The sequence below is a fragment of the Streptomyces sp. NPDC057474 genome (genome assembly GCF_042802555.1).
Lineage (GTDB): Bacteria > Actinomycetota > Actinomycetes > Streptomycetales > Streptomycetaceae > Streptomyces.
On the sequence record NZ_JBHVDX010000185.1, the window covers coordinates 1 to 21,312 of the forward strand.

Consider the following 21,312-nt stretch of genomic DNA (forward strand, 5'->3'; position numbering starts at 1 on the left):
GCGCGACTCCCCGCACCGGTCGTCTTGATCACCAGGACTTCGGCTCGCCCGGCGCTCCGAGAGTTCGCGTTGTCAGATCCGTGTCGCAGTACCCCATGGGAGCTCGCAGCCTTCCGTCTTCGATGCGGCAGGCCCAGCAGAACATGGTGGGGCAGAGGTCCCCTCCGTGGTGTGAACGTGGCTGCTGGATCCCAGTGGAGATGCGCCGCATCAGTCGCGTGTTCTCGGCCCCGCCCGTGACTGCTGTCGCACCTCATGTCTCAAAGGGGTGGCACGGCCGACGGCTGTGCCACCCCTTTGGCGTCGGGGTGGGTGTCCTTCGGGCGCGGGGTCAGGACTCCCGAGGGCTGCCCATGACGCGGGCGAAGGTCGCCGGGTCCTCGTCGTAGCCGTGGATGCCCGGGTGGAAGGTCCACTCGCCGGTGTCGTCGCGGATGAACTCGGCGACGGTCGCGGCCGTGGAGCCGAGGACGCTGCCGAAGTCGTCCTCCGTCAGGACGGTGTAGGCCTCACGGATGCGCAGGCCGGGCTTGTGGACGTTGACGAAGGTCTTCGCGCCGGACCCCTGCTGTATGGCGACACCGATGACGACCCGCCCGTAGCGGTTGTCGAGGCGGTTCAGCTCCACGGTCATGATCTCGTCCCAGCCGAAGCCCTGGCCGGTCTTGCTGTCGCGGTTGAGGGTGATGGTGCCGTCGGGCGAGCGGCTGTCGAAATGCACGACGTATGCGGGACTGCCGCTCGGATCGGCCACCGGGTAGGTCGCGGCGATGATGTCGAGATCCGTCGGCGGCTGACCGGCGGGGCTCGGGTCCCACTTCACCGACACCTCGACCTTGCGGATGCCCTTGTTGAGGCCGTTCAACAGAACTCTCCTCCCCGTTCTTCTCTGCTTGTGGGCCGAACTGCCTGGCCCTCCAGGCCAGTTGTCCATCCTCGCATGCGCACGGGAGCGTACGCCCGGGTGCAACCGGCCGGAGAGTGACCGGCGCCACGCTCCGTGGCCTTACCATGGCGCGGTGCTGGTCAAGTGGATTCGCTGCACCGTGGTGGACCGCCGCGGTTTCGAGCGGGGGCAGCGAAAGTGGGCGGGGCTTCTGGGGGAGCCGGGTTTCCGTGGACAGGGTGGGGGTTGGAGCCGGGCGAGGCCCGGAGTGGCGCACAGCTTCTCCTTCTGGGAGAGCCGTGCCTTCTACGACTCCTTCATGGCGCGCTCCCACGACCGACTCGCCGCCTCGCAGTCGGGCACCTTCAAGGACATGCAGGTCAAGCTCTTCGACCACCGCTTCGATGTGAAGACCGGTTTCGAGCCGCGCTTCGCGGACGCCGATCTGGTCCGGGTGGCGCACTGCCGTGTCCATGAGGAGCGGGCCGAGCACTTCGCTCAGATGCAGGAGAAGGTCTGGAACCCCGCGATGGCCGGTTCCCCGGGCATGGTGCGGGGCCTGTTCGGTGAGGCCCCGGGCCACGAGTTCATGATCCTCTCCATGTGGCAGTCGGCCGCCGAGCACGGCAAGTACCGCATCGAACGCATCGAACGCCTCGCCCTGCGGGCCCAGCTCGAGGCCGATGTCGCCGCCCTGGCGGGCGACATCGTGGAACTGGAGCCGAGCTGGACGGTTTGAGATTCGAACTTGGGTCAGTTTGGATCTCCAACTTTGATGGTCGATGTGCGGGACTTGTGTGACCTACGCCGTATGACACCCGGACGAGTGCTCGATCCGCCGTCGTCCCCTTTAGGGTCTTGGCATGGCACGACCACGGCGCATCATCCTTGTCCGACACGGCGAGTCAACGGGCAATGTTGATGACACCGTGTACGAACGCGAGCCCGACCACGCCCTCGCGCTCACCGATCTCGGCTGGCAGCAGGCGGAGGAGACCGGCAAACGCATCCGCGACGTCCTCGGCCGCGAGCGCGTCAGCGTCTACGTTTCCCCTTATCGCCGTACGCACGAGACGTTCCAGGCGTTTCACCTGGACTCCGAACAGGTGCGCGTGCGGGAAGAGCCCCGGCTGCGCGAGCAGGACTGGGGCAACTGGCAGGACCCCGACGACGTACGACTCCAGAAGGCCTACCGGGACGCGTACGGGCACTTCTTCTACCGCTTCGCGCAAGGGGAGTCCGGCGCCGATGTGTACGACCGGGTCGGCGGCTTCCTCGAGAGTCTGTTCCGCAGTTTCGAGGACCCCGACCACCCGCCGAACGTCCTGCTGGTCACCCATGGGCTTGCCATGCGGCTGTTCTGCATGCGCTGGTTCCACTGGACGGTGGCGGAGTTCGAGTCGCTGTCGAATCCCGGGAACGCGGAGATGCGGCTGCTCGTCCTGGGGGAGGACGGCAGGTACACACTCGACCGACCGTTCGACCGCTGGCGGGACCCGGAGTCGTACGGGGCCACCGGATAGAGTGGCGGGGCGATGACCGCTGACCTCTCTTCCGACGGCCGCCTGGAGCGTGCCCTGTCCAGCCTGCGCGGACTCGCGGTGGGGGACGCGCTGGGCTCGCAGTACTTCGTGCCCGTGAACTACCCGCTGCTCAAGCGCCGCGAGACCCCGTCCGGCCCCTGGCAGTGGACCGACGACACCGAGATGGCCTGTTCCGTCGTGGCCGTCCTCGCGGCCCACCGCCGGATCGACCAGGACGAGCTCGCCCGCTCCTTCGCCGCGCACCACGACTTCGACCGGGGCTACGGGCCCGCGGTCAACCGCCTGCTGCGCCTGGTCCGCGAAGGTGGCGACTGGCGCGAGCTGGCCGCCGCGCTCTTCAACGGCCAGGGATCCTGGGGCAACGGCGCGGCCATGCGCATCGCCCCGCTGGGCGCCTGGTACGCGGACGACCCCGAGCAGGCGACCCACCAGGCGGAGATCTCGGCCTACCCCACGCACCAGCACCGCGAGGCCGTCGTCGGCGCCATGGCCGTCGCCGCTGCCGCCGCCCTCGCGGCCGACCCGGTCGGACCGCCGAGCGCCGGAGCGTTGCTCGACGGCGTCATCGCACTCGTCCCGAAGAGCGCCGTCGGCGCGGGACTGCGGCGCGCCCGGGACATGCTCGACTACGCCGACGCGGACACTGTCGCTGCCGTACTGGGCTGCGGGCGGCGTACGACGGCGCACGACACTGTGCCATTCGCGCTCTGGTCGGCGGCACGCGCCCTTGGTGACTACGAACGGGGCTTCTGGACGACGGCGCAGGTGGGCGGCGACGTCGACACGACCTGTGCCATCGTCGGCGGAGTGGTCGCCTCCGGGAAGGCCGGGACGCCTCCCGAGGCATGGATGGAGCAGACCGAGGCGTTCCCGGGCTGGCTGCAGGCGGGATAGGCGGCCGAAGGGGACGTGGTTCCCAGGCCAGGCCCCGTAGGCCCCAATCGCCTCGACTGTCACAGGAATGCCACAGAGCGCTCCTCGATCGTCGCGGGTGCTCTCCTGAGGCATACCCTTTCCGCCACGCCGCCTGTTGATCATGACGAGACGCGGCGACGAGGTACCGGCCACGGGCCCTCTGCCGCAGCTGCGCACGGTGGGCGGTGAGGGCCGGTCGGGGGGAGGGGGTCCCATGTCCGAGACACCGTCAGCGCCAGCCACGCCGGAGCCCGAAGGCCCGGCAGCACCCAGGGCACGCGCCGCGACCGTGGAAGGCCACGCCGGACCGGCAGCGCCCACCGACGCCGTACCCGAGCGCAAGGCGCGCGGCCCCGAACCGATACCGGGCGGACCGCCGCCCGTGGTGCCCGGGCTGATCGACTTCGGCCCTGACGATCCCGCGCCGATCCGCACTGCGACCCTGTGGGCGGCTTTGGCCACCGGTGTGCTCAGCATGGTGCTGCTGGGCGAGGGACTGGCGGCCAACATACTCGTCGTCGCCGTGCCGGCCACGCTCGCCGTGTACTTCGCCGGACGGCGGGCGGGCCGGCGTCCCCGCCCGTGGGCGCTCGTCTGGGGCGTCGGCGGGTTCGCCCTGCTGACCGTGCCCGCGCTGCGCGCCGCCGAGTGGCCCTCGTTCCTCGCCGTCGTCACCGCGCTCGCGGCGGGCTCGCTCGCCCTGCACGGCGGCCGTACCTGGCCCGCCGTCCTGCTCGGCCCGATCGGTGTGTTCACCTCGCTGGTCACCGGTCCGGTCTGGGCCTGGCAGGGGTTGCGCGAACGGGTGGACGGTGGCCGGGGCCGTCTGGTACCCCTGCTGCGGGCGCTGGTCGTGGCCGCAGTCCTGCTCTTCGTCTTCGGAGCGCTGTTCGCCGGGGCCGACGCGGCCTTCGCGGATCTGCTCGGCGCTCTGGTGCCCGACGTCTCCGTCTCCGACGGGCCCTGGCGGATCCTGCTTCTCGCGCTGGGCCTGTTCGGGACCCTCGCGGCGGCCCGTACGGCGGCCGCGCCCGCCCGCTGGGATCGTTTGCAGGTGCCCGCGGGGCGCGCCCGCGGCCGCGTCGAGTGGGCGCTGCCGCTGGTCGGGCTCGTCGCGCTCTTCGCCGTCTTCAACGCCGTCCAGCTCGCCGTGCTCTTCGGCGGCTACGACGCCGTCCTGAAGGAGACCGGCCAGACGTACGCCGAGTACGCGCGCCAGGGGTTCTGGCAGCTGCTCATGGCCACGCTGCTCACCCTGCTGGTCATCGTGGTCGCTCTGCGCTGGGCCCCGCGCACTCGATCGAGTGACCGGACGCTCGTGCGCGGTGTGCTGGGAACCCTGTGCGCGCTGGCGCTCGTTGTCGTGGCATCCGCTGTGCGACGTATGGACATGTATGTGGAGGCCTATGGGCTGACGCGACTGAGGATCTCGGTGCTGACCATGGAGCTCTGGCTCGGCCTGGTCATCGTGCTCATCATGGCTGCCGGGGTGTGGGGTGCCCGCTGGCTGCCGCGCGCCGTCGCGGCCAGTGCGGCCGCCGTGGTGCTGGCGTTCGGGCTTGCGTCGCCGGACACACTGATCGCCGAGCGCAACGTCGAGCGGTACGAGACCACGGGCCGTTTCGACCTCCAGTACGCGAGGGGACTCTCCGCCGACGCCGTACCCGCTCTGGACCGGTTGAAGGAGCCCATGCGGTCATGCGCGCTGCGGGACATCGACGCGGACCTGGAAGACCGGGCCAACATTCCCTGGTTCGCCACGAGCTGGGGAGAGACCGAGGCCCGGCGCATCCTTGAGGAACGGCCGGTGTCGCCGGGAGCGGACGGACCGGCGTGCGGAGTGGAGGAGGAGACGCTCTACTACCCGTGAGGAGCCCCAGGGCTGCCGGACCACGCCTCACCGTCGGTGCCCTGGGCGTGATCCGGCTGTCCGCGGTGCTCCGTCAGCCTCCGGCGGCTGGGCCGGCCGTGCCGGAGAGGGCGTCCAGGTCGCTCTTGCGGACCCTGATCACGAAGGTGGCGGTGACCAGGGCGAGTACGGCCATAGCGACGGCCGGGACGAATGCCGTCGAGATGCCCTGGGCGAGCACTTCGTGACCCCAGGGGGCGGGCAGCTGCTGGGTCCTGGCGAACTCGGCCTTCTGCTCGTCCGTGGCCTGGGTCATGAAGAGCCGCACCTGCTTGTCCGCCTCGTCACGGCTGGCCGTACCGAAGACCGTCGTGAGGATGGACAGGCCGAGCGAACCGCCCACCTGCTGCGTGACGTTGAGCAGACCGGAGGCCGCGCCCGCCTCGTGCGGGGCGACCCCGGAGACCGCGGTCAGGGTGAGCGTCACGAAGTTCAGGCCCATGCCGAAGCCGAAGAGCAGCATCGGGCCGAGCACCCCGCCGGCGTACGAGCTGTCGGGATTGATGAAGGTCTGCCAGCCCAGACCGAGCACGACGATCGTCGAGCCCACCACCATGAACGGCTTGGGACCGAGCACCGGCAGGAACCGCTGGGACAGACCGGCACCCGTGACGATCGCGACGGTCACCGGGAGGAAGGCCAGACCGGCCTCGATCGGGGTGTACCGCAGCACGTTCTGCACGAACAGCACGATGAAGAAGAACATCCCGAACATCGCCGCGGCGAGGCTCAGCATGATCACGTACGTGCCCGAACGATTGCGGTCGGTGAACATCCTCAGCGGGGTGATGGGCTCCTTGGCCCGCCTTTCGATGAAGCCGAACACCAGCAGCAGGACCACCGCCGCCGCGAAGGAACCGATGGTCAGGCTGTCGCGCCAGCCTTCCTCCGCCGCACGGATGAACCCGTAGACCAGCGAGGCCATACCGGCGGTGGAGGTCAGCGCTCCCGCGATGTCGAACCGCCCCGGGTGACGCTCGGACTCGCTGATGTACATCGGAGTGAGGACGGCGATCAGCACTCCGATGGGCACGTTGACGAACAGCACCCACCGCCAGTCGAGCCACTCGGTGAGCATGCCGCCCGCGAGCAGGCCGATGGCGCCGCCACCGGCGGAGACCGCGGCGAAGACGCCGAACGCCCGGTTCCGCTCGGGCCCTTCGGGGAACGTCGTGGTGATGAGCGCCAGCGAGGTCGGCGACGCGATCGCCCCGCCGACGCCCTGGAGGGCGCGTGCCGCCAGGAGCTGCCAGGGCTCCTGGGCGAGTCCGCCGAGCAGCGAGGCGAGCGTGAAGACGAGAATTCCGGTCATGAACACACGGCGGCGGCCGAGGATGTCACCGGCCCGGCCGCCCAGAAGCAGCAGACCGCCGAAGGTCAGCGTGTAGGCGCTGACCACCCATGTCAGGTCGGTGGTGCTGAATTTGAGCGCGTCTTGAATGTGCGGGAGCGCGATGTTCACAATCGTCGCGTCGAGCACCACCATGAGTTGGCAGGCCGCGATGACGGTGAGCGCGATGCCGGGGCGCCCCTCCCGGCGGGCGGCTCCCGGCTTCTGATCCTGAATCAACGGAGAGGTTGTCACTATGGGTCCCCCACAAGTGCCTTAGTGAACGCTTGCGTTCACTGACGCGTTCACGGTAGTGAGTCCCCCTTAGTGAACGCAAGCGTTCATTGAAGTCGCCGCCGTGGTGTGCGTCGCCCGTCCGCTTCCGCTCTCGCATTCCCACCCCTCGGCTCAACGGAGAAACACAGATGGTCACTTCGCGCTGGACGGCCGCTCCCGCTCAGACGGCCACCCCGCGTCGGCGCGGCGCCGTGCTCGAGCGTGCGATTCTCGATGCCGCGCTCGAGCAGCTCAGTACGGTCGGCTGGAGCGGCCTCACCATGGAGGGGGTCGCCGCGGGCGCCCAGACGGGCAAGGCGGCGGTCTACCGCCGCTGGCCCTCCAAGGAGGACCTTGTGGCCGACGCTCTCCAGGCCGGACTGCCGCGCTTCGAGGAGGCGCCCGACTTCGGGAGCGTGCGCGAGGACCTGCTGGAGCTGTGTCGGCAGGCGCGCGAGGCGATGTTCTCGCGCCCCGGGTTCGCGCTGCGCTCGGTGATTCACGAATGCGACTCCGTCCAGGCCGAGCGCTTCCATGGTGTGATCACCGGGGGTGTCGTGGAGCCGACGGTCAAGCTCCTTCGAGAGATCATTGAGCGGGGAATTCGGCGTGGCGAGGTGCGGTCCGGTGCGGCTAACAGCTATGTCTTCGACGCGATTCCGGCCATGATGATGTATCGCTCGAAGATGTGCGGGAGCGAATGGAGCGAGCGGGATATCGAGGAGATGATCGACCAGTTGATGGTGCCGCTGCTGTGTCGGCGAGGCGCCTGAACCGGGTCGGCGAGGGGGCTGAGGTTGCTTCGGGAAACCTGGGTGTCGTGTGGGGGCGCGGGCGGCGTAGGCTAAGGGCGCCATGCCGTACGAACCACCTACTCACACCGTCGAGCGCTCTCTGCGTGCCACGACCGGAGCGAAGATCATTGCCGGTGTCGACGAGGTGGGGCGCGGAGCGTGGGCCGGTCCCGTCACCGTCTGCGCGGCGGTCACCGGGCTGCGCCGACCGCCCGAGGGCCTCACCGACTCCAAGCTCCTGACGATCAAGCGACGCGAGTCGCTCTCCGAGGTACTGCTGAAGTGGGTGACGTCGCACGCCCTCGGTCACGCCTCTCCGGAGGAGATCGACGACCTGGGCATGACGGCCGCGCTGCAGCTGGCTGCGGGACGGGCTCTGGAGGCCCTTCCGGTGCGGCCCGACGCGGTCATCCTCGACGGCAAGCACGACTACCTGGGGTCACCCTGGCGGGTCCGTACGGTGATCAAGGGTGATCAGTCCTGCGTCGCCGTGGCGGCCGCCTCGGTGATCGCCAAGGTTCAGCGCGACAAAATGATGGCCGAACTGGGTGTCGACCATGCAGACTTCGGTTTCGCGGCCAACGCCGGGTATCCGTCGCCTGTCCACAAGGCCGCGCTGGCGGAGCGGGGCCCCACCCCGTACCACCGGTTGTCGTGGGCGTATCTTGATGCGCTGCCCCAGTGGCGGCATCTCAAGAAGGCCCGCAACTGGGCGGACGGAAACGTTCCGGAGATCGAAGGCCAGCTCGGCTTCGATTTCTGACGGATTCGTTCGCACTCATGTGCCACCCGCCGATGCGGGTCGCACCAGCGTTTGATAAAAATCAGCTCATGCCTCTCATTCCCGAGGAGCCTCAGATTCACGAGAGTGCCCAGGGCCCGCGTGCCACTCCGGCCAGCGGCCGGGTCGCACCGACCCCCCGTCCCGTACCCGGTCCCCGTCCCGCGGCTCCGCCGCGTCCCGGTCGTCCGGGTCCTGCCCGGCCGGTGCCGGCCCAGCGCGCGGCGCACGCCGCGGTCAAGCCCGGGCCGTCCGCTCCTGCCGCCACCCCGCAGATCCAGCTGATCCCGGCCTCGGCCGAGGGCGCGCTGGACGCTGCAGAGGAAGCCGTCGACCTGCTGCTGGAGTCGGGCCGTGCTCCCGGTGACGTGCTGGTGATCACCACCGGCGAGTCGCATCCGTGGGCCGACCACGAACTGTCCTTCGGCGAGGCCGCCTACTGGGCTCAGCATGACGCGGGCGACGACGTCTTCTACGCCGATGCCTCGGCCACCGAGCGGGCCGCGCCGCGTCCCGTGGTCGTGGTCGCCGTCAACGGCGGAACCGAGTCCGTCGCCGCGCAGGCGCTGCCCAAGGCCCTCGGCCGGGCCCGGGCCTTGCTGATCGTGTGCGGCGACCTGCAGACGATCAACTCGGTGCTGGGCGCCGGAGTCTGAGCGACTGCGAACCTCGCCCCGGTCGGCCCGTCAGGGCTCGCCGGGGAGCCGTGTGTGCCCGGAGAACGACCGGGGCCTCACTCGGCCACACCCCGCGACGGGGCGCTTCGGCGCGCCTGCGGGGTGTTTCGGCGTGTCCGTGGGATGTGCCGTGGGCGGGTGCCGCATGGCCTGTCGGTGCGGGTGCGGGCGGGCCGGATCCGGATGTCGCGTGGGTGGCGGTGAAGGGGCGGTTCTCTGGGCCGGGGTCCTTGCCGCACCCCCGCAGGCTCAGGCGTGGGGTGCGGCGGCTGTCGTGGTCGCGTAGGGAGCCGGAGCGGCTCAGCGCGCCGCGGCCCGGCGCAGTACCTCCGACGCGACGCCACCGGTGCGTGGCATGGGCGGCGGTGCCACGGCCGTGGCGAAAGGCTCGGCCGGTGAGTCCGCGTGGGGGCGGCGACCGCCGCGGCCCTCGCCGAGGACCTGCCAGCCGTCACGTGTCAGCGTGATGTACGCCCCGCAGCGCAGCCCGTGCAGCGTGCAGGCGTCCCGCAGCCCCCACATCCACGCCCCGTCCTCCTCCGTCCAACGCGCGTCGCCGTCACGGCAGTAGAGCAGCACGGCAGTACGCACCGGAGTGCGCCGACGCAGGTCGTGCGGAATGACCCGGCGCAGCTGGGCGAGGAGAGCGTTGCGGAACATCCAGCCGTCGGCCGGGGCCGGACGCCGGATGAACGAGGCGCTCGCCCTCAATCGCTCGTCCGGATCCAGGACGGCGATGACCGCCGTCGCGGGCCGGGGCTGATGCCGCGCGTGCAGCCCGCTGACGACCTCCCGGGGATTGCGCAGCAGCGGAATCCCAGCGGCGGCCCATTCCGCGGGCTCGAGCATCCGGTTGGCGGAAGCGGCGGACAGGTCGGCAGAGGTTGACACGGAGGCCGCCGAGGACGGAGCGAATCCGAAGGTCACGATCCTCCCTTCGGCTACGCGCCCACACTGCGGGCGGGGGTCGGACTTGGGGGAGCGCACGCCGCAGCAGAAGCCCTACCGATTCACGGGTGGGCCGTGCGGGGAGCGGACTCCAATTCTTCCTGGCGAACTTGGTTGCGGCAACGAGCAATTGGGGCCACTGGCGGTTTTGTGGTGATCCACCGCTTATATCCCTGCGCATAGGACTGGTCAACAACGCCCAGGCGGCGCCGTGCCCACGTCCGGTTGACGTGTCGGTCACGCCCGGACGGCGAGAACGAGTGGCAACACCCCCTGTGCGCCCGCGCGCCGGAGCACGCGCGCGGCGACCGCGAGTGTCCAGCCGGTCTCGGTGGCGTCGTCGACGAGGAGCACAGGCCCGCCAGCCTCCTTGAGGGCGGCGGCCAGCTCGGGCTGCACGGTCAGCGCCCCGTCGAGCGCCTTGAGCCGTTGTGCGCTGTTGCTACGGGTGACCTGGGAAACAGCGCCGGTGTACGCCACCGATCCCAGCAGGGGCAGGCGGCCGATCTCGGCGATCCGCGCGCCCAGGGAACCGATCAACTGCGGCCGGGAACGGGACGGCATCGTGACGACACCCACCGGGCGGGGCTGGGCGTCTGCCTGCCCGGAGGCCCAGCCGCCGGGCCCTTTCGCCCAGTCGGCCAGCACGGCGACCACGGCCTTCGCCACATCATCCGGAACCGGACCGTCGGGGGCTTGCGGCGTGAGCATCGGCCGCAGCCGATTGCCCCAGCCGATGTCCGACAGCCGCCCCAGCGCACGCCCCGGAGCGGCCTGCTCACCGGCCGGAATTCGCCCCTTCAGATTGACCCCGACCGCCGGCAGTCCCGTCGGCCACATCTTGCGGGGCTCGACCTCGACACCCGCGCGCCCCAACTCGCCACGCGCCGCGTCCAGCGGCGCCGGGGAGACGGAGTCCGCGAACCTGGGCTTCGTACAGGTGTCGCACCGCCCGCACGGAACGGCTTCCTCGTCGTCCAACTGCCGTCGCAGGAACTCCATGCGGCATCCCGGCGTCGTGACGTAGTCGCGCATGGCCTGCTGCTCGGCCGCGCGTTGCTTGGCGACCCAGGCGTAGCGCTCGGTGTCGTACGTCCAGGGGACTCCGGTGGAGACCCAGCCGCCCTGGACGCGTCGGACCGCACCGTCCACGTCGAGGACCTTCAGCATCGTCTCCAGCCGGGATCGGCGCAGCTCCACCAGTGGTTCGAGGGCCGGAAGAGACATCGGCCGCTCCGCGCGCGCCAGGACGTCCAGGGTGCGGCGCACCTGCTCCTCCGGAGGGAAGGCGACCGAGGCGAAGTACTCCCAGATCGCCTGGTCCTCCTTGCCGGGCAGTAGCAGCACCTCGGCGTGCTCGACACCACGGCCCGCGCGACCCACCTGCTGGTAGTAGGCGATGGGGGAGGACGGCGAGCCCAGATGCACCACGAAGCCGAGGTCGGGCTTGTCGAAGCCCATGCCCAGCGCGGAGGTGGCGACAAGGGCCTTGACCCGATTGGCGAGCAGGTCCTCCTCGGCCTGCTGCCGGTCCGCGTTCTCGGTCTTGCCGGTGTACGACGTCACGGTGTGCCCGCACTGGCGCAGGAACGCGGTGACCTCCTCGGCGGCGGCCACCGTGAGCGTGTAGATGATTCCGGAGCCCGGCAACTCGTTGAGGTGGTCGGCGAGCCAGGCCATCCGGTGGGCGGCGTCCGGCAGTTCGAGCACTCCGAGGCTCAGGCTCTCGCGGTCCAGCGGCCCACGCAGGACCAGCGCGTCAGTGCCGCCGCCGGTGCCCAACTGCTCGGCCACGTCGGCCGTCACGCGCGCGTTGGCCGTCGCGGTGGTCGCGAGCACAGGGACGCGGGGCGGGAGGTCGGCCAGCATGGTGCGCAGTCGGCGATAGTCGGGGCGGAAGTCGTGACCCCAGTCCGAGATGCAGTGTGCCTCGTCCACCACGAGCAGACCGGTCGCTGCCGCCAGCTCGGGCAGGACCTGGTCGCGGAAGTCCGGGTTGTTGAGCCGCTCGGGGCTGACCAGGAGCACGTCGACCGCACCCGCGGTGACCTCCTGGCGGATCGTGTCCCACTCCTCGGTGTTCGAGGAGTTGATGGTCCGCGCGTGGATTCCGGCGCGGGCGGCCGCCTCCACCTGGTTGCGCATCAGGGCGAGGAGCGGGGAGACGATGACGGTGGGGCCCGCACCCCGCTCGCGCAGCAGCGCGGTCGCGACGAAGTACACCGCGGACTTGCCCCAGCCCGTGCGCTGTACCACCAGGGCTCTGCGCTTCTCCGCGACCAGCGCCTCGATGGCGTGCCACTGGTCCTCGCGCAGCCGCGCGGCGCCCGCCGGGGCGCCGACGAGGCGGGCGAGCACGACATCGGCGGCCGTACGCAGATCTTGGCGGTGCGTGGTGGGCAGGTCTTCGTCGCTCATGGCCCTATGCAACCCGATGCCTCGGACATCGCGCGAACGAGCGGGGCGAACTGTGGACAGCTTCTGACGTGATCATGGTCGGACTTATCCACAGGGCAAAGCGGAATTTCAAGATCCGCGAGATGGTCGCCGCATGACGAATCACAGCGAAGCGGCCGGGACCTCCGGCAACAGTGACATCAGCGGGCAGAACGGATGCGGGGGCAGTGGCGTGCCCTCCGCCCACCTGGGGCACGGCCCGGCCACCGGACCCCGTGGGGAGCAGCAGGTCACCCTCCGCACACCGGCCGAGCTCGCCGACGCCTTGCCCTACCTGCTCGGATACCGCCCCGAGGACAGCATCGTCCTCGTCGCGCTGCACGACCGGGACTCAGGCGGACGGTTCGGCGGGCGCGCACGGCTCGGCATCCCGGCCCAGACGGACGACTGGCCGTCCGTGGCCCAACAGCTGGCCCATGGTCTGGTAGCCGGAAGCGAGCGCCGGGGAGCCAAGCCGGAGAGCATGGTCGCCTTCCTCTGCCAGGATCCGGCGAGCGGTGAGTCACCACGCGACGTCATGGAACGCCTGCGGCCACTTGCACAGCTGCTGCGCAGGGCCTGCGGCAGCCTGGATGTGCCGGTGGTGGAGGCCCTGTGCATCTCCGACGGCCGCTTCTGGTCCTACTGCTGTCCCGGCAACGGATGTTGTTCGGCCGAGGGAGAGCCGATGGGGCTGCCGGGCACCTCCGTGCTGGCCGCCGCCGCGACCTACGCCGGCCTTCAGCTCCGCGGCACGCTGAAGGAGATGCGGGCCAGGCTTCTGCCCTGGGAGACCGCTGCCGCGCTGCAGCAGGAAAGCGCGCTCGACGCCGCGCAGTCCGCTCTCATCCCGAGGATCCTGGATGTGGAGAGCCGTGCGGGCGTGGCCGAGGAGACGCTCGCGGTGGCACGAGGCATCCTGGGGCGCCTGGCGGACGCCCCGACCGTGTCCGGCATGCTGGACGCCGACCTCCGTGACGACGAACTCGTCGGGCACGACGACGCGGCCACCCTGATCCTCGGACTCCAGGACCGTGCCACCCGCGACCGCGCCGCCGAATGGATGGAAGGCGACGAAGCCGGGCCGGCCCTCCGTCTCTGGCGCTCCCTCGCCCGCCGCTGCGTCGGCCCCTACGGTGAGCATGCCGCCGCCCCGCTCACGCTCGTCGGTTGGGTCGCATGGTCCTCCGGTGACGAACTGGAGGCCCGCGAAGCCCTGGCCATGGCTCTCGCCGCAGACCCCGACTACCTCTTCGCCCGCCTACTCCACCAGGCCTGCAACGAGGGACTCGACCCCGAGTCCATTCGCCGTTGCCTGCGCGCGGAGCGCGGGGGACGCGACCTGGCGGCGGCCACCGCGGGTGCAGGGGCCGACAGTGAGAAGAGCCCCTCCGACCAATCTCCCAACGTGCCGTCGAGCTCGGACCAGCCCTGCGTCGCCACCGGCCCCAAGCGCCGACGCAGGCCCCGCTCGGAGGGAGGTCCCGAGGCCCGCACCGCCCGGCGATCTCCCGGCGCTGCGCAGGCCCGCCGCTCGCGTTCCGCCGATGGCAGCCCGCCCGCCGGTAAGAGGCCGGGGCGTACGACCGATGGCGCGAGCGGTCGGGCACGGGTCCGCCGCGGTGGTGCAGGGCAGTCGACAGAGGGGGAGACGTGAGCGCACAGGTCCAGCTCGGGTCTCACATGCCTGTGCTGTCCTGGATCGGGGCGTGCCTAAGCGCGCTGCTCTCCTTCTGGGCCCGCGTGAGTGCGTCACTTTGGCTCCGGGTGCCCACGGGCACGCCGCCCTGCCTCGCTGCCCGCACGAGCGCGTCGCTGCGACTCCGGGCCCGCCCGAACGCACGGCCCCACCGCGATGCGCTGGTGAGCCCGGGGCCTCGGCGCGGCGCTCACATCAACCCGCAGCTCCACTCCGGACACCACTCACCCGAGCACACCGCCGCCCGTAGCTTCCCGGCCACCCCGAACTCGCCACCACGCCGTGATTCGGCCGGCTTCCCGGGATGGAGGCGTGACTCGGAGCGGAGCCGTTCCGTTCACCTGTGTGGCGGTACCCGTGGCCTGGCCTCGCCGCCGTATCTCCCGTCCCTCTCCGGTTCCCCACCTGGTGCCGAGCGCACCCCACGCGCGCCGAAGACAGAAGAAGCCGCCCCATGCCCTTGCCCTCCATGCCCGACGCCCACGACGACGTCCCGCCCTTCCGCAGGTCCGCCGAGCCCCCCGCCCGAGTCCGTGGGAACGGCACCGGCGCTCCACGCACGGACATCCGCAGTCCGGCGACCCGGCCCACGGGCCCACGCGTAGGGGGGCCGTGGGGCCCGGTGTTTCCCACGCCCGGCACAGGTGGCTCTCCGGGACCGCCGCACACACGTACGAAAGGTCCTCCCTCTCCGCAGGCACCGACCTCGGCCCCGCGCCGTCCCGTGGAGCTGCCACCGGCCCACACCACGCTGATCTGTGTCGCTCTGCCGGGCCTCGCGATCTCGATGGAGCAGGGCCAGCTGAACGGCAGCGGACTGGAGGGCTTCTACCGCGCGGGACGGCGCATGCTCGCCCGTTGCCAGGTGCGGGTGGCCGGACGGGAACCGCTCGCCGTGCAGGCACGGATGGTCACGGCCGACCGAGCCCGGTTCATAGGGACGCTGCGCATGTCCGCCGATGCCGGGCCGGACCCGGACGTCATGGTCGAGCGCACGCGGTACGCGGACGGCACCGAGCGGATCACCCTGCACAGCACGGCCCGCCGATCACTGCGCCTGCCCGTCGAGGTGTCCATGGGGACGGATCTCGCGGAACTGGGCGCCGTCGCGTCCGGCAGCGCCGGCCCGGAACTGCCGGCGAGCGTGCACGACTCCGGCCTCCGCTGGACCTGTGCCGATGGGCACTCCACGGTGACTGCCCATCCTCCGCCCTCCGACGCCCTGGCCTCCGCAGGACTGCTGCGCTGGGAGTTGGAACTCCCGCCCGGCGGCAGCCGGAGCGTGGAGCTGCGAGTACGACCGGACGGCGCGGGACCCATCAGACCGGTGGGGCGGGGCGCCACGAGCCCCCTCGCCCATGCCCGGGTCGCGGGCGACGATTCGGCGGCGCAGGCCCTGCTGCACACCTGTCTGGAGGACCTCGAGGCCCTGCTGCTGCGCGACCCGAAGAACCCGTCCGACACCCACCTCGCGGCGGGCGCGCCCTGGCGCTGCGGCATGGCTCCGGCCGATGCGCTGGTCGCGGCCCGGATGACGCTGCCGCTCGGCACCCGCCTCGCCGCAGGCACCCTGCGCACCCTCGCCCGCACCCAACTCGCGGGCCGCGAAGCACAGTCCGGCATGATTCCAGGCCCTCGGCGGGACGCGGGCCCGCATCTGCCGCCGGGCTGCACCGGTACCGAGGCGACCCTCCTGTTCCCCGTGCTCCTCGCGGAGGCCCGGCGATGGGGGCTCCCCGAGCAGGAGACCGAGGAACTGCTGCCCGCCGCCGAGCGCTGCCTGCGGTGGCTGCGGGGCGCTGTCGGAGGCGGCGTCTATCTGCCCGACCCGCGCCCCGGTGGACCGCTGCGTTGCGAGACCCAGGCACACGCCCACCGGGCCGCGCTGCTGGGTGGCGATCTCCTCGACACGTACGGCCGACCGGGCGGGGCCGAGCTGCGGGACTGGGCGAGAGAGCTGCGGACCCGGTTCGGGAGGGACTTCTGGGTCGAGGACCGGGGCGGCGGCAGACCCGCGGCCGCCCGCACCCCGGAGGGGCGTCTCGTGCCGCACCTGGGCGCCGGCGCCGCCCACCTCCTCGACACCGGGCTGCTCGGCACGGGAGAGCAGGCCCCGGGACTTCTCGACAAGGTGCGGACCGAGCAGCTTGCGCGGCTGCTCGGAGGGCCCGCCATGGACTCGGGGTGGGGGCTGCGGAGCCTGGGTGTGAAGGAGGCCGCGTACAACCCCTTCGGCCACCGCAGCGGTGCCGTGCGTGTGCAGGAGACGGCGATCGCGGTCGCGGGGCTGGTGGCCGCCGGATACGAGAAGGAGGCGAGTTCGCTTCTGCGGGGCGTGCTGGCGGCGGCGGAGAGCTTCGGCCATCGGCTGCCCGAGATGTACGCGGGGGAGCAGCGGACGGCAGGGGGTGCCCCGCTGCCGCATCCGGCCGCCTGCAGACCGGCCGCGACGGCGGCGGCCGCGGGGGTGCTGCTGCTCACCACCCTCGTCGGAATCCGTCCCGACGCCCCCGCCGGGACGGTGACCCTGCGGCCGGTGCGCAGTGCGCCGCTGGGTGAGATCGGCATGACGGGACTGCGCGTCGCGGGGGCCCCGTTCGCCGTGCGCGTCAGCAGGCTGGGGCTCGCCATGGTCGAGGAGGCGGCCGACGGGCTGCAGTTGGGGGTGTGACCTCCCGTGACGCGGGAGGGGACGACGGGCGGCGGCGGGTCCATGAGGACGGCGGTCGGCTCATGAGATCGCTATCCGGGCAGAAGTGGATCAAGTGGGGAAGCAGCCGGCGAAGGGAGTGTTTATCGTCAGGAAGACGACTATGATCGCGGCATGCCCTACGACCCGTCGGACTACCCGCCCTTCGCTGTCACCGTGGACCTGGTCGTGCTGACCGTCCGTCGCCACGCGCTCTGCGCGTTGACGGTACGGCGGGGCGAACAGCCGTTCCAGGGGCGGTGGGCGTTGCCTGGTGGCTTCGTGCGGCCGGACGAGGACCTGTCGCAGGCCGCGGCGCGGGAGCTGGCCGAGGAGACCGGGCTGACCGCCCACGAACCGTCGGAGCCCGCCCAGGACAACGGGGCGCACCTGGAGCAGCTGGCGACCTACGGCGACCCGAAGCGCGACCCGCGGATGAGGGTCGTCAGTGTCGCCCATCTCGCCCTCGCCCCGGACCTGCCCGCACCCCGCCCGGGCGGGGACGCCAACAGCGCCCGCTGGGCGCCCGTCGAGGAGTTGCTGGGGCAGGGCGGTTACGGGCGTGACGGCGAACCGGTGGCGCCGTTGGCATTCGACCACGCGCAGATCCTCGCGGACGGGGTGGAGCGCGCCCGTTCCAAGATCGAGTACTCGTCGCTGGCCACGGCCTTCTGCCCGCCGGAGTTCACGGTCGGCGAGCTGCGGCGCGTCTACGAAGCGGTGTGGGGCGTGGCGCTGGATCCGCGCAACTTCCATCGCAAGGTGACGGGTACGCCTGGATTCCTGGTGCCCACCGGCGGTACCACCACACGGCAGGGCGGACGCCCCGCCCAGCTCTTCCGCGCCGGCGGCGCCACCCTCCTCAACCCGCCGATGCTGCGCCCCGAGGTCTGATACCCGAAACCGGGGCTCGCCGCCGCGTTCGGCGGCCTTGTCGCGGGCCCCGGCGCGGCTCGCATGTGAACAGCAGCCCGAGGTGTGGGGCCGTCATCGGTGAGCGGTTTGCCCGGTGGCTGTGAGACTGCCCGCGAAGTGAGCCTCAAGATACCCGAAAAACGGGACATATCGCGCTATCTTGCTTCGGGTGATCCAGGCCATCGGATTGACCAGCAATCCCCGCAAGGAGTTTCCGCCCGCCGTCGACGATGTGTCCTTCGAGGCGCACTCAGGCCGCGTCACCGCACTCCTCGGGGCTCCCGGAGCGGGTAAGTCGACAACGCTCAAACTCATGCTCGAACTCCAACAGGGCCGCGGGGTGGCCTATTTCCGAGGCCGCCCCCTGCACCGCATCGCCCACCCCACACGCGAAGTGGGCGTACTGCTCGGCGACGTGCCCGGCCACCCGGCCCGCACGGTCCGAGGTCATCTGCGCATGCTGTGCGCGGCGGCAGGACTGCCCACACGGCGTGCCGACGAAGTCCTGGAGGTCGTGGGCCTGGTCAGCCTGTGCGAGGCGCGGCTGAACACGCTCTCGCGGGGCATGGACCGCCGCCTCGGCCTGGCCTGTGCCCTGCTGTCCGACCCGCACACCCTCGTGCTGGACAACCCCGCCGACGGGCTGGCCGTCCGTGAAGGCCGGTGGCTGCACGGGATCCTGCGGGCGCACGCTGATCAGGGCGGCACGGTCCTGTTCACCACGGGCGACCCCAAGGAGGCCGCGCGGACCGCCGACCGGGTCCTCACCCTCGAACAGGGCAGGCTTGTCGCCGACCAGGAGGTCGCCGACTTCTCTCGCACCCGGCTCCGGCCCAGGGTCGCTGTCCGCACCCCGTATGCCGCCCGGCTCGGGGCGCTGCTCACCAAGGAGGCCCGGACCGCACGGCGTTCCGTGGAGATTGTGAGGGAGGGCGGCAACCGGCTGTCGGTGTACGGCAGTACATGCGCCGAGATCGGCGAGACCGCCTTCCGGCACGGCATCCTCGTACACCAACTCGCGAACGAGATCGGGGACATGGGGCCGACGGCCATGCCGCCGATCCAGTCTTCGGCCGTCGAAGAAGACCTGGAACCGGCCGAGAGCGCTGAGGGCTCCGTCCAGGAGGCTCAGGGGCTGGTCGAGGGGCACCAGGCGCCCGCCCAAGAGCCTCACGCGGCCGTGACCGAGTCGCGGACGCCGGCTGATGGCACACCGGAGGTCGACTCCGCGCCTCTCGTCGGCCTCGGGCCCAGTGCTCACCTCGCGTCGCACGCGGATCCTGGATCCCGTGCTCACCTCGTGCCGCACGCCGATCCCGGGCTTCGTGCCCACTCCGAGCCCCACGCCGACCCCGCGACCGATGCTCACCGCGCACCGCCACCCCCCGCCCGGTCGTCCGATGTGGGCCTGCTGCCGCCGCTCCCGCCACCCATCACCGTGCGCTCGGCGCCGAGCCCGTTGCGTCCGTTGCGTTATGAGCTGCGTCGGGCGGGCGGGGTCGGCACCGCGTACCTCACCGCCGCGGCCGTGCTCGTCACCTCCGCCGTCATGGCGGTGCTCCTGGCCGGCGTCGGGCACACCCCGCAGCCTCGGCTGCTGGCCGCGTGGCCGCGGGAGCTGCCCTTGCCGCCGGCCGCCATCGGGGCGGGGCTGCTCGGGGCCATCGCCTTCGGCGACGAGTTCCGCCACCCTGCCCTGGCCGCGGATCGCGGCACAGTCCCCCGTCGGCTGGGACTGCTCGTCGCGAAACTCCTCGTCGCGGCGGCCACCGCGCTGTTGCTGGCCGTCCTCACCGTGGGCTGCGACCTCGAAGTGCTCTATCTCGTCCATGGCCCGGAACTCATCTCGGTTCCCGCCGACTGGTTCCCGCTCGGCGCGAGTTGGATCGGCCTCGTCGTGGGGTGCGCTTGGGCGGGGGTGCTCGCGGCGGGTGTCTTCCGGTCCACGTCCGCCGGGCTCGCGGCCGTGGTCGCCGTGCCCCTGCTCGTCGTGCCTCTGGTGCATAAGGCGTTGGAGGGGGCGACGGTGCGGAGTGCGGTCGGGTTTCCGATGCGGCTGCGTGAGCTCGTACTGATGCAGTGGCCGTTCGGGGGAGAGCGCTATCTGGAGGCCGCGGCACGGGCGGTCGCCCAACCGGTGGGCGGGGCACTGCTGTTGTCGCTGACCGCGCTGCTGGGGGCCTACGTGCTCACGAACCTGCGCAGCCGGGTCCGGTGATGATCGTCTTCATTCTTTCGTGCTCACCGTCCGTGCTCTTCCGATGGGACAATGCGCACAACTCCTCGTAGAACGCCCATTTCTTTCCGATAAGGCGTCAATTGCGACGGGGTGAGCGATCACCCTTTCGTGTGCTTTTCACCAAAGACCTCAAGGGAGTTGAGAACGCAGCCGACAAAGGATGCGTGAGTACCCTTGCGCACACCATGATGACCGCCGCCCGCTCCGCCGACTCCGGCCTCGCAGGACCGGGCGAACTTGACCGCTACCCGTTCGCCGAGCCTCCGAGTGTCGACCGCGTGGGCCTCCCTGCCTGGGACGGCGCGGACCCCGAGCTGGGGCGCGTGGGCCGACGCGCCGCCGGGAGCCGTGGACGCGGGCTGCACGGCCAACTCGTCCAGCAGCTCGGCCAGATGATCGTCTCCGGTGACCTGGGCGCGGACCGCCCCCTCGTGCCCGAAGAGATCGGCCAGCGGTTCGAGGTCTCCCGCACCGTCGTCCGTGAGTCCCTGCGCGTCCTCGAGGCCAAGGGCCTGGTCAGCGCCCGTCCGAACGTCGGTACGCGCGTCCGGCCGGTCAGCGACTGGAATCTGCTCGACCCGGACATCATCGAATGGCGGGCCTTCGGTCCGCAGCGCGACGACCAGCGGCGCGAGCTCAGTGACCTGCGCTGGACGATCGAGCCGCTCGCCGCCCGCCTCGCCGCCGGTCACGGCCGTGACGACGTCCAGCAGCGCCTCGTCGACATGGTCGAGCTCATGGGCCGCGCCATGGCACAGGGCGACCCGCTGACCTTCTCTCGCGCGGACGCCGAGTTCCACTCGCTGCTCATCCAGGTCGCGGGCAACCGCATGCTGGAGCACCTCTCCGGGATCGTCTCCGCGGCCCTGCAGGTCTCCGGCGGCCCGGTCACCGGGTGCGACCGGCCGACCGAGTCGAGCCTGACGCACCACGCCCGGATCGCCGACGCTCTCGCCGCGGGCGACGGAGGGGCGGCCGAGGCGGCCATGCGTCAACTGCTCATCGTCCACCCCGAGGTGGAGCGCGTGGTGCCGGCGCCGCGCGAGCACTGAGGGCGCTGAGAGCGGGACAAGGGTGGCGCGGTCGGGGCGCGAGTCCTGCCGCGGCGTCACTCGACCGGCGGACCCGTGCCGCCGGGCCCCGTCGGATCCTCCGGGGATTCGGCGGGGCCCGGCGGCACGACGGACCGTGGGCGCCGTCCGGGACGCGCGGGACGACCCGTCTCGAAGGGCCCACCGACCCCTGTCTCTTATACACATATACGAGCCCACCAG

Annotated in this window: 16 protein-coding genes; 12 read left to right on the forward strand and 4 right to left on the reverse strand. The window is 71.3% G+C overall.

Annotated features, from left to right (window positions below; translation table 11 throughout):
- Window positions 1-331: 331 nt before the first annotated feature.
- Complete coding sequence (locus ACFU53_RS35805) at window positions 332-934, reverse strand: TerD family protein (protein WP_384002192.1); 603 nt, start codon at window positions 932-934, stop codon at window positions 332-334.
- A gap of 85 nt (window positions 935-1,019) precedes the next feature.
- On the opposite strand from ACFU53_RS35805, the gene ACFU53_RS35810 reads away from it, so the two are divergent.
- The 4 genes from ACFU53_RS35810 to ACFU53_RS35825 all read left to right on the forward strand — a co-directional run bounded on the left by ACFU53_RS35810 (window position 1,020) and on the right by ACFU53_RS35825 (window position 5,215).
- Window positions 1,020-1,625, forward strand: a complete 606-nt coding sequence (locus ACFU53_RS35810; RefSeq protein WP_384002195.1) for a YdbC family protein — start codon at window positions 1,020-1,022, stop codon at window positions 1,623-1,625.
- Between the two features lie 124 nt (window positions 1,626-1,749).
- A complete protein-coding gene (locus ACFU53_RS35815) occupies window positions 1,750-2,409 on the forward strand; it encodes a histidine phosphatase family protein (protein ID WP_384002198.1) in 660 nt (219 codons plus the stop codon).
- Between the two features lie 12 nt (window positions 2,410-2,421).
- Window positions 2,422-3,324 carry an ADP-ribosylglycohydrolase family protein gene (locus tag ACFU53_RS35820; RefSeq protein WP_384002201.1) on the forward strand — a complete coding sequence of 301 codons (903 nt, stop codon included), beginning with the start codon at window positions 2,422-2,424 and terminating at the stop codon, window positions 3,322-3,324.
- Between the two features lie 235 nt (window positions 3,325-3,559).
- Window positions 3,560-5,215 carry a DUF4153 domain-containing protein gene (locus tag ACFU53_RS35825; RefSeq protein WP_384002204.1) on the forward strand — a complete coding sequence of 552 codons (1,656 nt, stop codon included), beginning with the start codon at window positions 3,560-3,562 and terminating at the stop codon, window positions 5,213-5,215.
- A 73-nt stretch (window positions 5,216-5,288) separates the two neighbouring features.
- Here the strand turns inward: ACFU53_RS35825 and ACFU53_RS35830 are convergent, their stop codons facing one another.
- Window positions 5,289-6,839, reverse strand: a complete 1,551-nt coding sequence (locus ACFU53_RS35830) for an MFS transporter (protein ID WP_384002207.1) — start codon at window positions 6,837-6,839, stop codon at window positions 5,289-5,291.
- A gap of 170 nt (window positions 6,840-7,009) precedes the next feature.
- On the opposite strand from ACFU53_RS35830, the gene ACFU53_RS35835 reads away from it, so the two are divergent.
- The 3 genes from ACFU53_RS35835 to ACFU53_RS35845 all read left to right on the forward strand — a co-directional run bounded on the left by ACFU53_RS35835 (window position 7,010) and on the right by ACFU53_RS35845 (window position 9,091).
- Window positions 7,010-7,633, forward strand: a complete 624-nt coding sequence (locus tag ACFU53_RS35835; protein ID WP_384002210.1) for a TetR/AcrR family transcriptional regulator — start codon at window positions 7,010-7,012, stop codon at window positions 7,631-7,633.
- Window positions 7,634-7,715: 82 nt separating this feature from the next.
- Complete coding sequence (locus tag ACFU53_RS35840) at window positions 7,716-8,417, forward strand: ribonuclease HII (protein WP_384002213.1); 702 nt, start codon at window positions 7,716-7,718, stop codon at window positions 8,415-8,417.
- A 68-nt stretch (window positions 8,418-8,485) separates the two neighbouring features.
- Window positions 8,486-9,091 carry a hypothetical protein gene (locus tag ACFU53_RS35845; RefSeq protein ID WP_384002216.1) on the forward strand — a complete coding sequence of 202 codons (606 nt, stop codon included), beginning with the start codon at window positions 8,486-8,488 and terminating at the stop codon, window positions 9,089-9,091.
- A 321-nt stretch (window positions 9,092-9,412) separates the two neighbouring features.
- On the opposite strand, the gene ACFU53_RS35850 is transcribed toward ACFU53_RS35845, so the two are convergent.
- Entirely contained in the window at window positions 9,413-10,039 is a 627-nt protein-coding gene (locus tag ACFU53_RS35850; RefSeq protein WP_384002219.1) for a hypothetical protein, read from the reverse strand.
- Between the two features lie 258 nt (window positions 10,040-10,297).
- Window positions 10,298-12,478, reverse strand: a complete 2,181-nt coding sequence (locus tag ACFU53_RS35855; RefSeq protein ID WP_384002222.1) for a RecQ family ATP-dependent DNA helicase — start codon at window positions 12,476-12,478, stop codon at window positions 10,298-10,300.
- 133 nt (window positions 12,479-12,611) lie between these two features.
- On the opposite strand from ACFU53_RS35855, the gene ACFU53_RS35860 reads away from it, so the two are divergent.
- The 5 genes from ACFU53_RS35860 (at window position 12,612) to ACFU53_RS35880 (ending at window position 21,090) form a co-directional block, all read left to right on the forward strand.
- Window positions 12,612-14,153, forward strand: coding sequence for a DUF4192 domain-containing protein (locus tag ACFU53_RS35860; RefSeq protein WP_384002225.1), 1,542 nt, complete (start codon window positions 12,612-12,614; stop codon window positions 14,151-14,153).
- Between the two features lie 829 nt (window positions 14,154-14,982).
- On the forward strand, window positions 14,983-16,866 hold the full coding sequence (locus ACFU53_RS35865) for a glycogen debranching N-terminal domain-containing protein (protein ID WP_384002235.1): 1,884 nt from the start codon (window positions 14,983-14,985) through the stop codon (window positions 16,864-16,866).
- A 153-nt stretch (window positions 16,867-17,019) separates the two neighbouring features.
- Window positions 17,020-17,778: an NUDIX domain-containing protein gene (locus tag ACFU53_RS35870; protein WP_384002227.1), complete on the forward strand. Its 759-nt coding sequence runs from the start codon at window positions 17,020-17,022 to the stop codon at window positions 17,776-17,778.
- A 190-nt stretch (window positions 17,779-17,968) separates the two neighbouring features.
- The gene (locus tag ACFU53_RS35875) at window positions 17,969-20,017 is read left to right on the forward strand and encodes an ATP-binding cassette domain-containing protein (protein ID WP_384002230.1); all 2,049 of its coding nucleotides are present in this window, start codon (window positions 17,969-17,971) and stop codon (window positions 20,015-20,017) included.
- Window positions 20,018-20,202: 185 nt separating this feature from the next.
- Window positions 20,203-21,090 (forward strand): FadR/GntR family transcriptional regulator, encoded by an 888-nt coding sequence (locus tag ACFU53_RS35880; protein ID WP_384002233.1) that lies wholly within the window; start codon window positions 20,203-20,205, stop codon window positions 21,088-21,090.
- Window positions 21,091-21,312: the final 222 nt, after the last annotated feature.

What these genes read in the sequence shown, in the direction of transcription:
- ACFU53_RS35805 (WP_384002192.1), bottom strand. Translation starts at nt 934, where the DNA reads ATGGACAACTGGCCTGGAGGGCCAGGCAGTTCGGCCCACAAGCAGAGA.
- ACFU53_RS35815 (WP_384002198.1), top strand. Translation starts at nt 1,750, where the DNA reads ATGGCACGACCACGGCGCATCATCCTTGTCCGACACGGCGAGTCAACG.
- ACFU53_RS35820 (WP_384002201.1), top strand. Translation starts at nt 2,422, where the DNA reads ATGACCGCTGACCTCTCTTCCGACGGCCGCCTGGAGCGTGCCCTGTCC.
- ACFU53_RS35825 (WP_384002204.1), top strand. Translation starts at nt 3,560, where the DNA reads ATGTCCGAGACACCGTCAGCGCCAGCCACGCCGGAGCCCGAAGGCCCG.
- ACFU53_RS35835 (WP_384002210.1), top strand. Translation starts at nt 7,010, where the DNA reads ATGGTCACTTCGCGCTGGACGGCCGCTCCCGCTCAGACGGCCACCCCG.
- ACFU53_RS35840 (WP_384002213.1), top strand. Translation starts at nt 7,716, where the DNA reads ATGCCGTACGAACCACCTACTCACACCGTCGAGCGCTCTCTGCGTGCC.
- ACFU53_RS35845 (WP_384002216.1), top strand. Translation starts at nt 8,486, where the DNA reads ATGCCTCTCATTCCCGAGGAGCCTCAGATTCACGAGAGTGCCCAGGGC.
- ACFU53_RS35855 (WP_384002222.1), bottom strand. Translation starts at nt 12,478, where the DNA reads ATGAGCGACGAAGACCTGCCCACCACGCACCGCCAAGATCTGCGTACG.
- ACFU53_RS35860 (WP_384002225.1), top strand. Translation starts at nt 12,612, where the DNA reads ATGACGAATCACAGCGAAGCGGCCGGGACCTCCGGCAACAGTGACATC.
- ACFU53_RS35865 (WP_384002235.1), top strand. Translation starts at nt 14,983, where the DNA reads ATGGAGCAGGGCCAGCTGAACGGCAGCGGACTGGAGGGCTTCTACCGC.
- ACFU53_RS35870 (WP_384002227.1), top strand. Translation starts at nt 17,020, where the DNA reads ATGCCCTACGACCCGTCGGACTACCCGCCCTTCGCTGTCACCGTGGAC.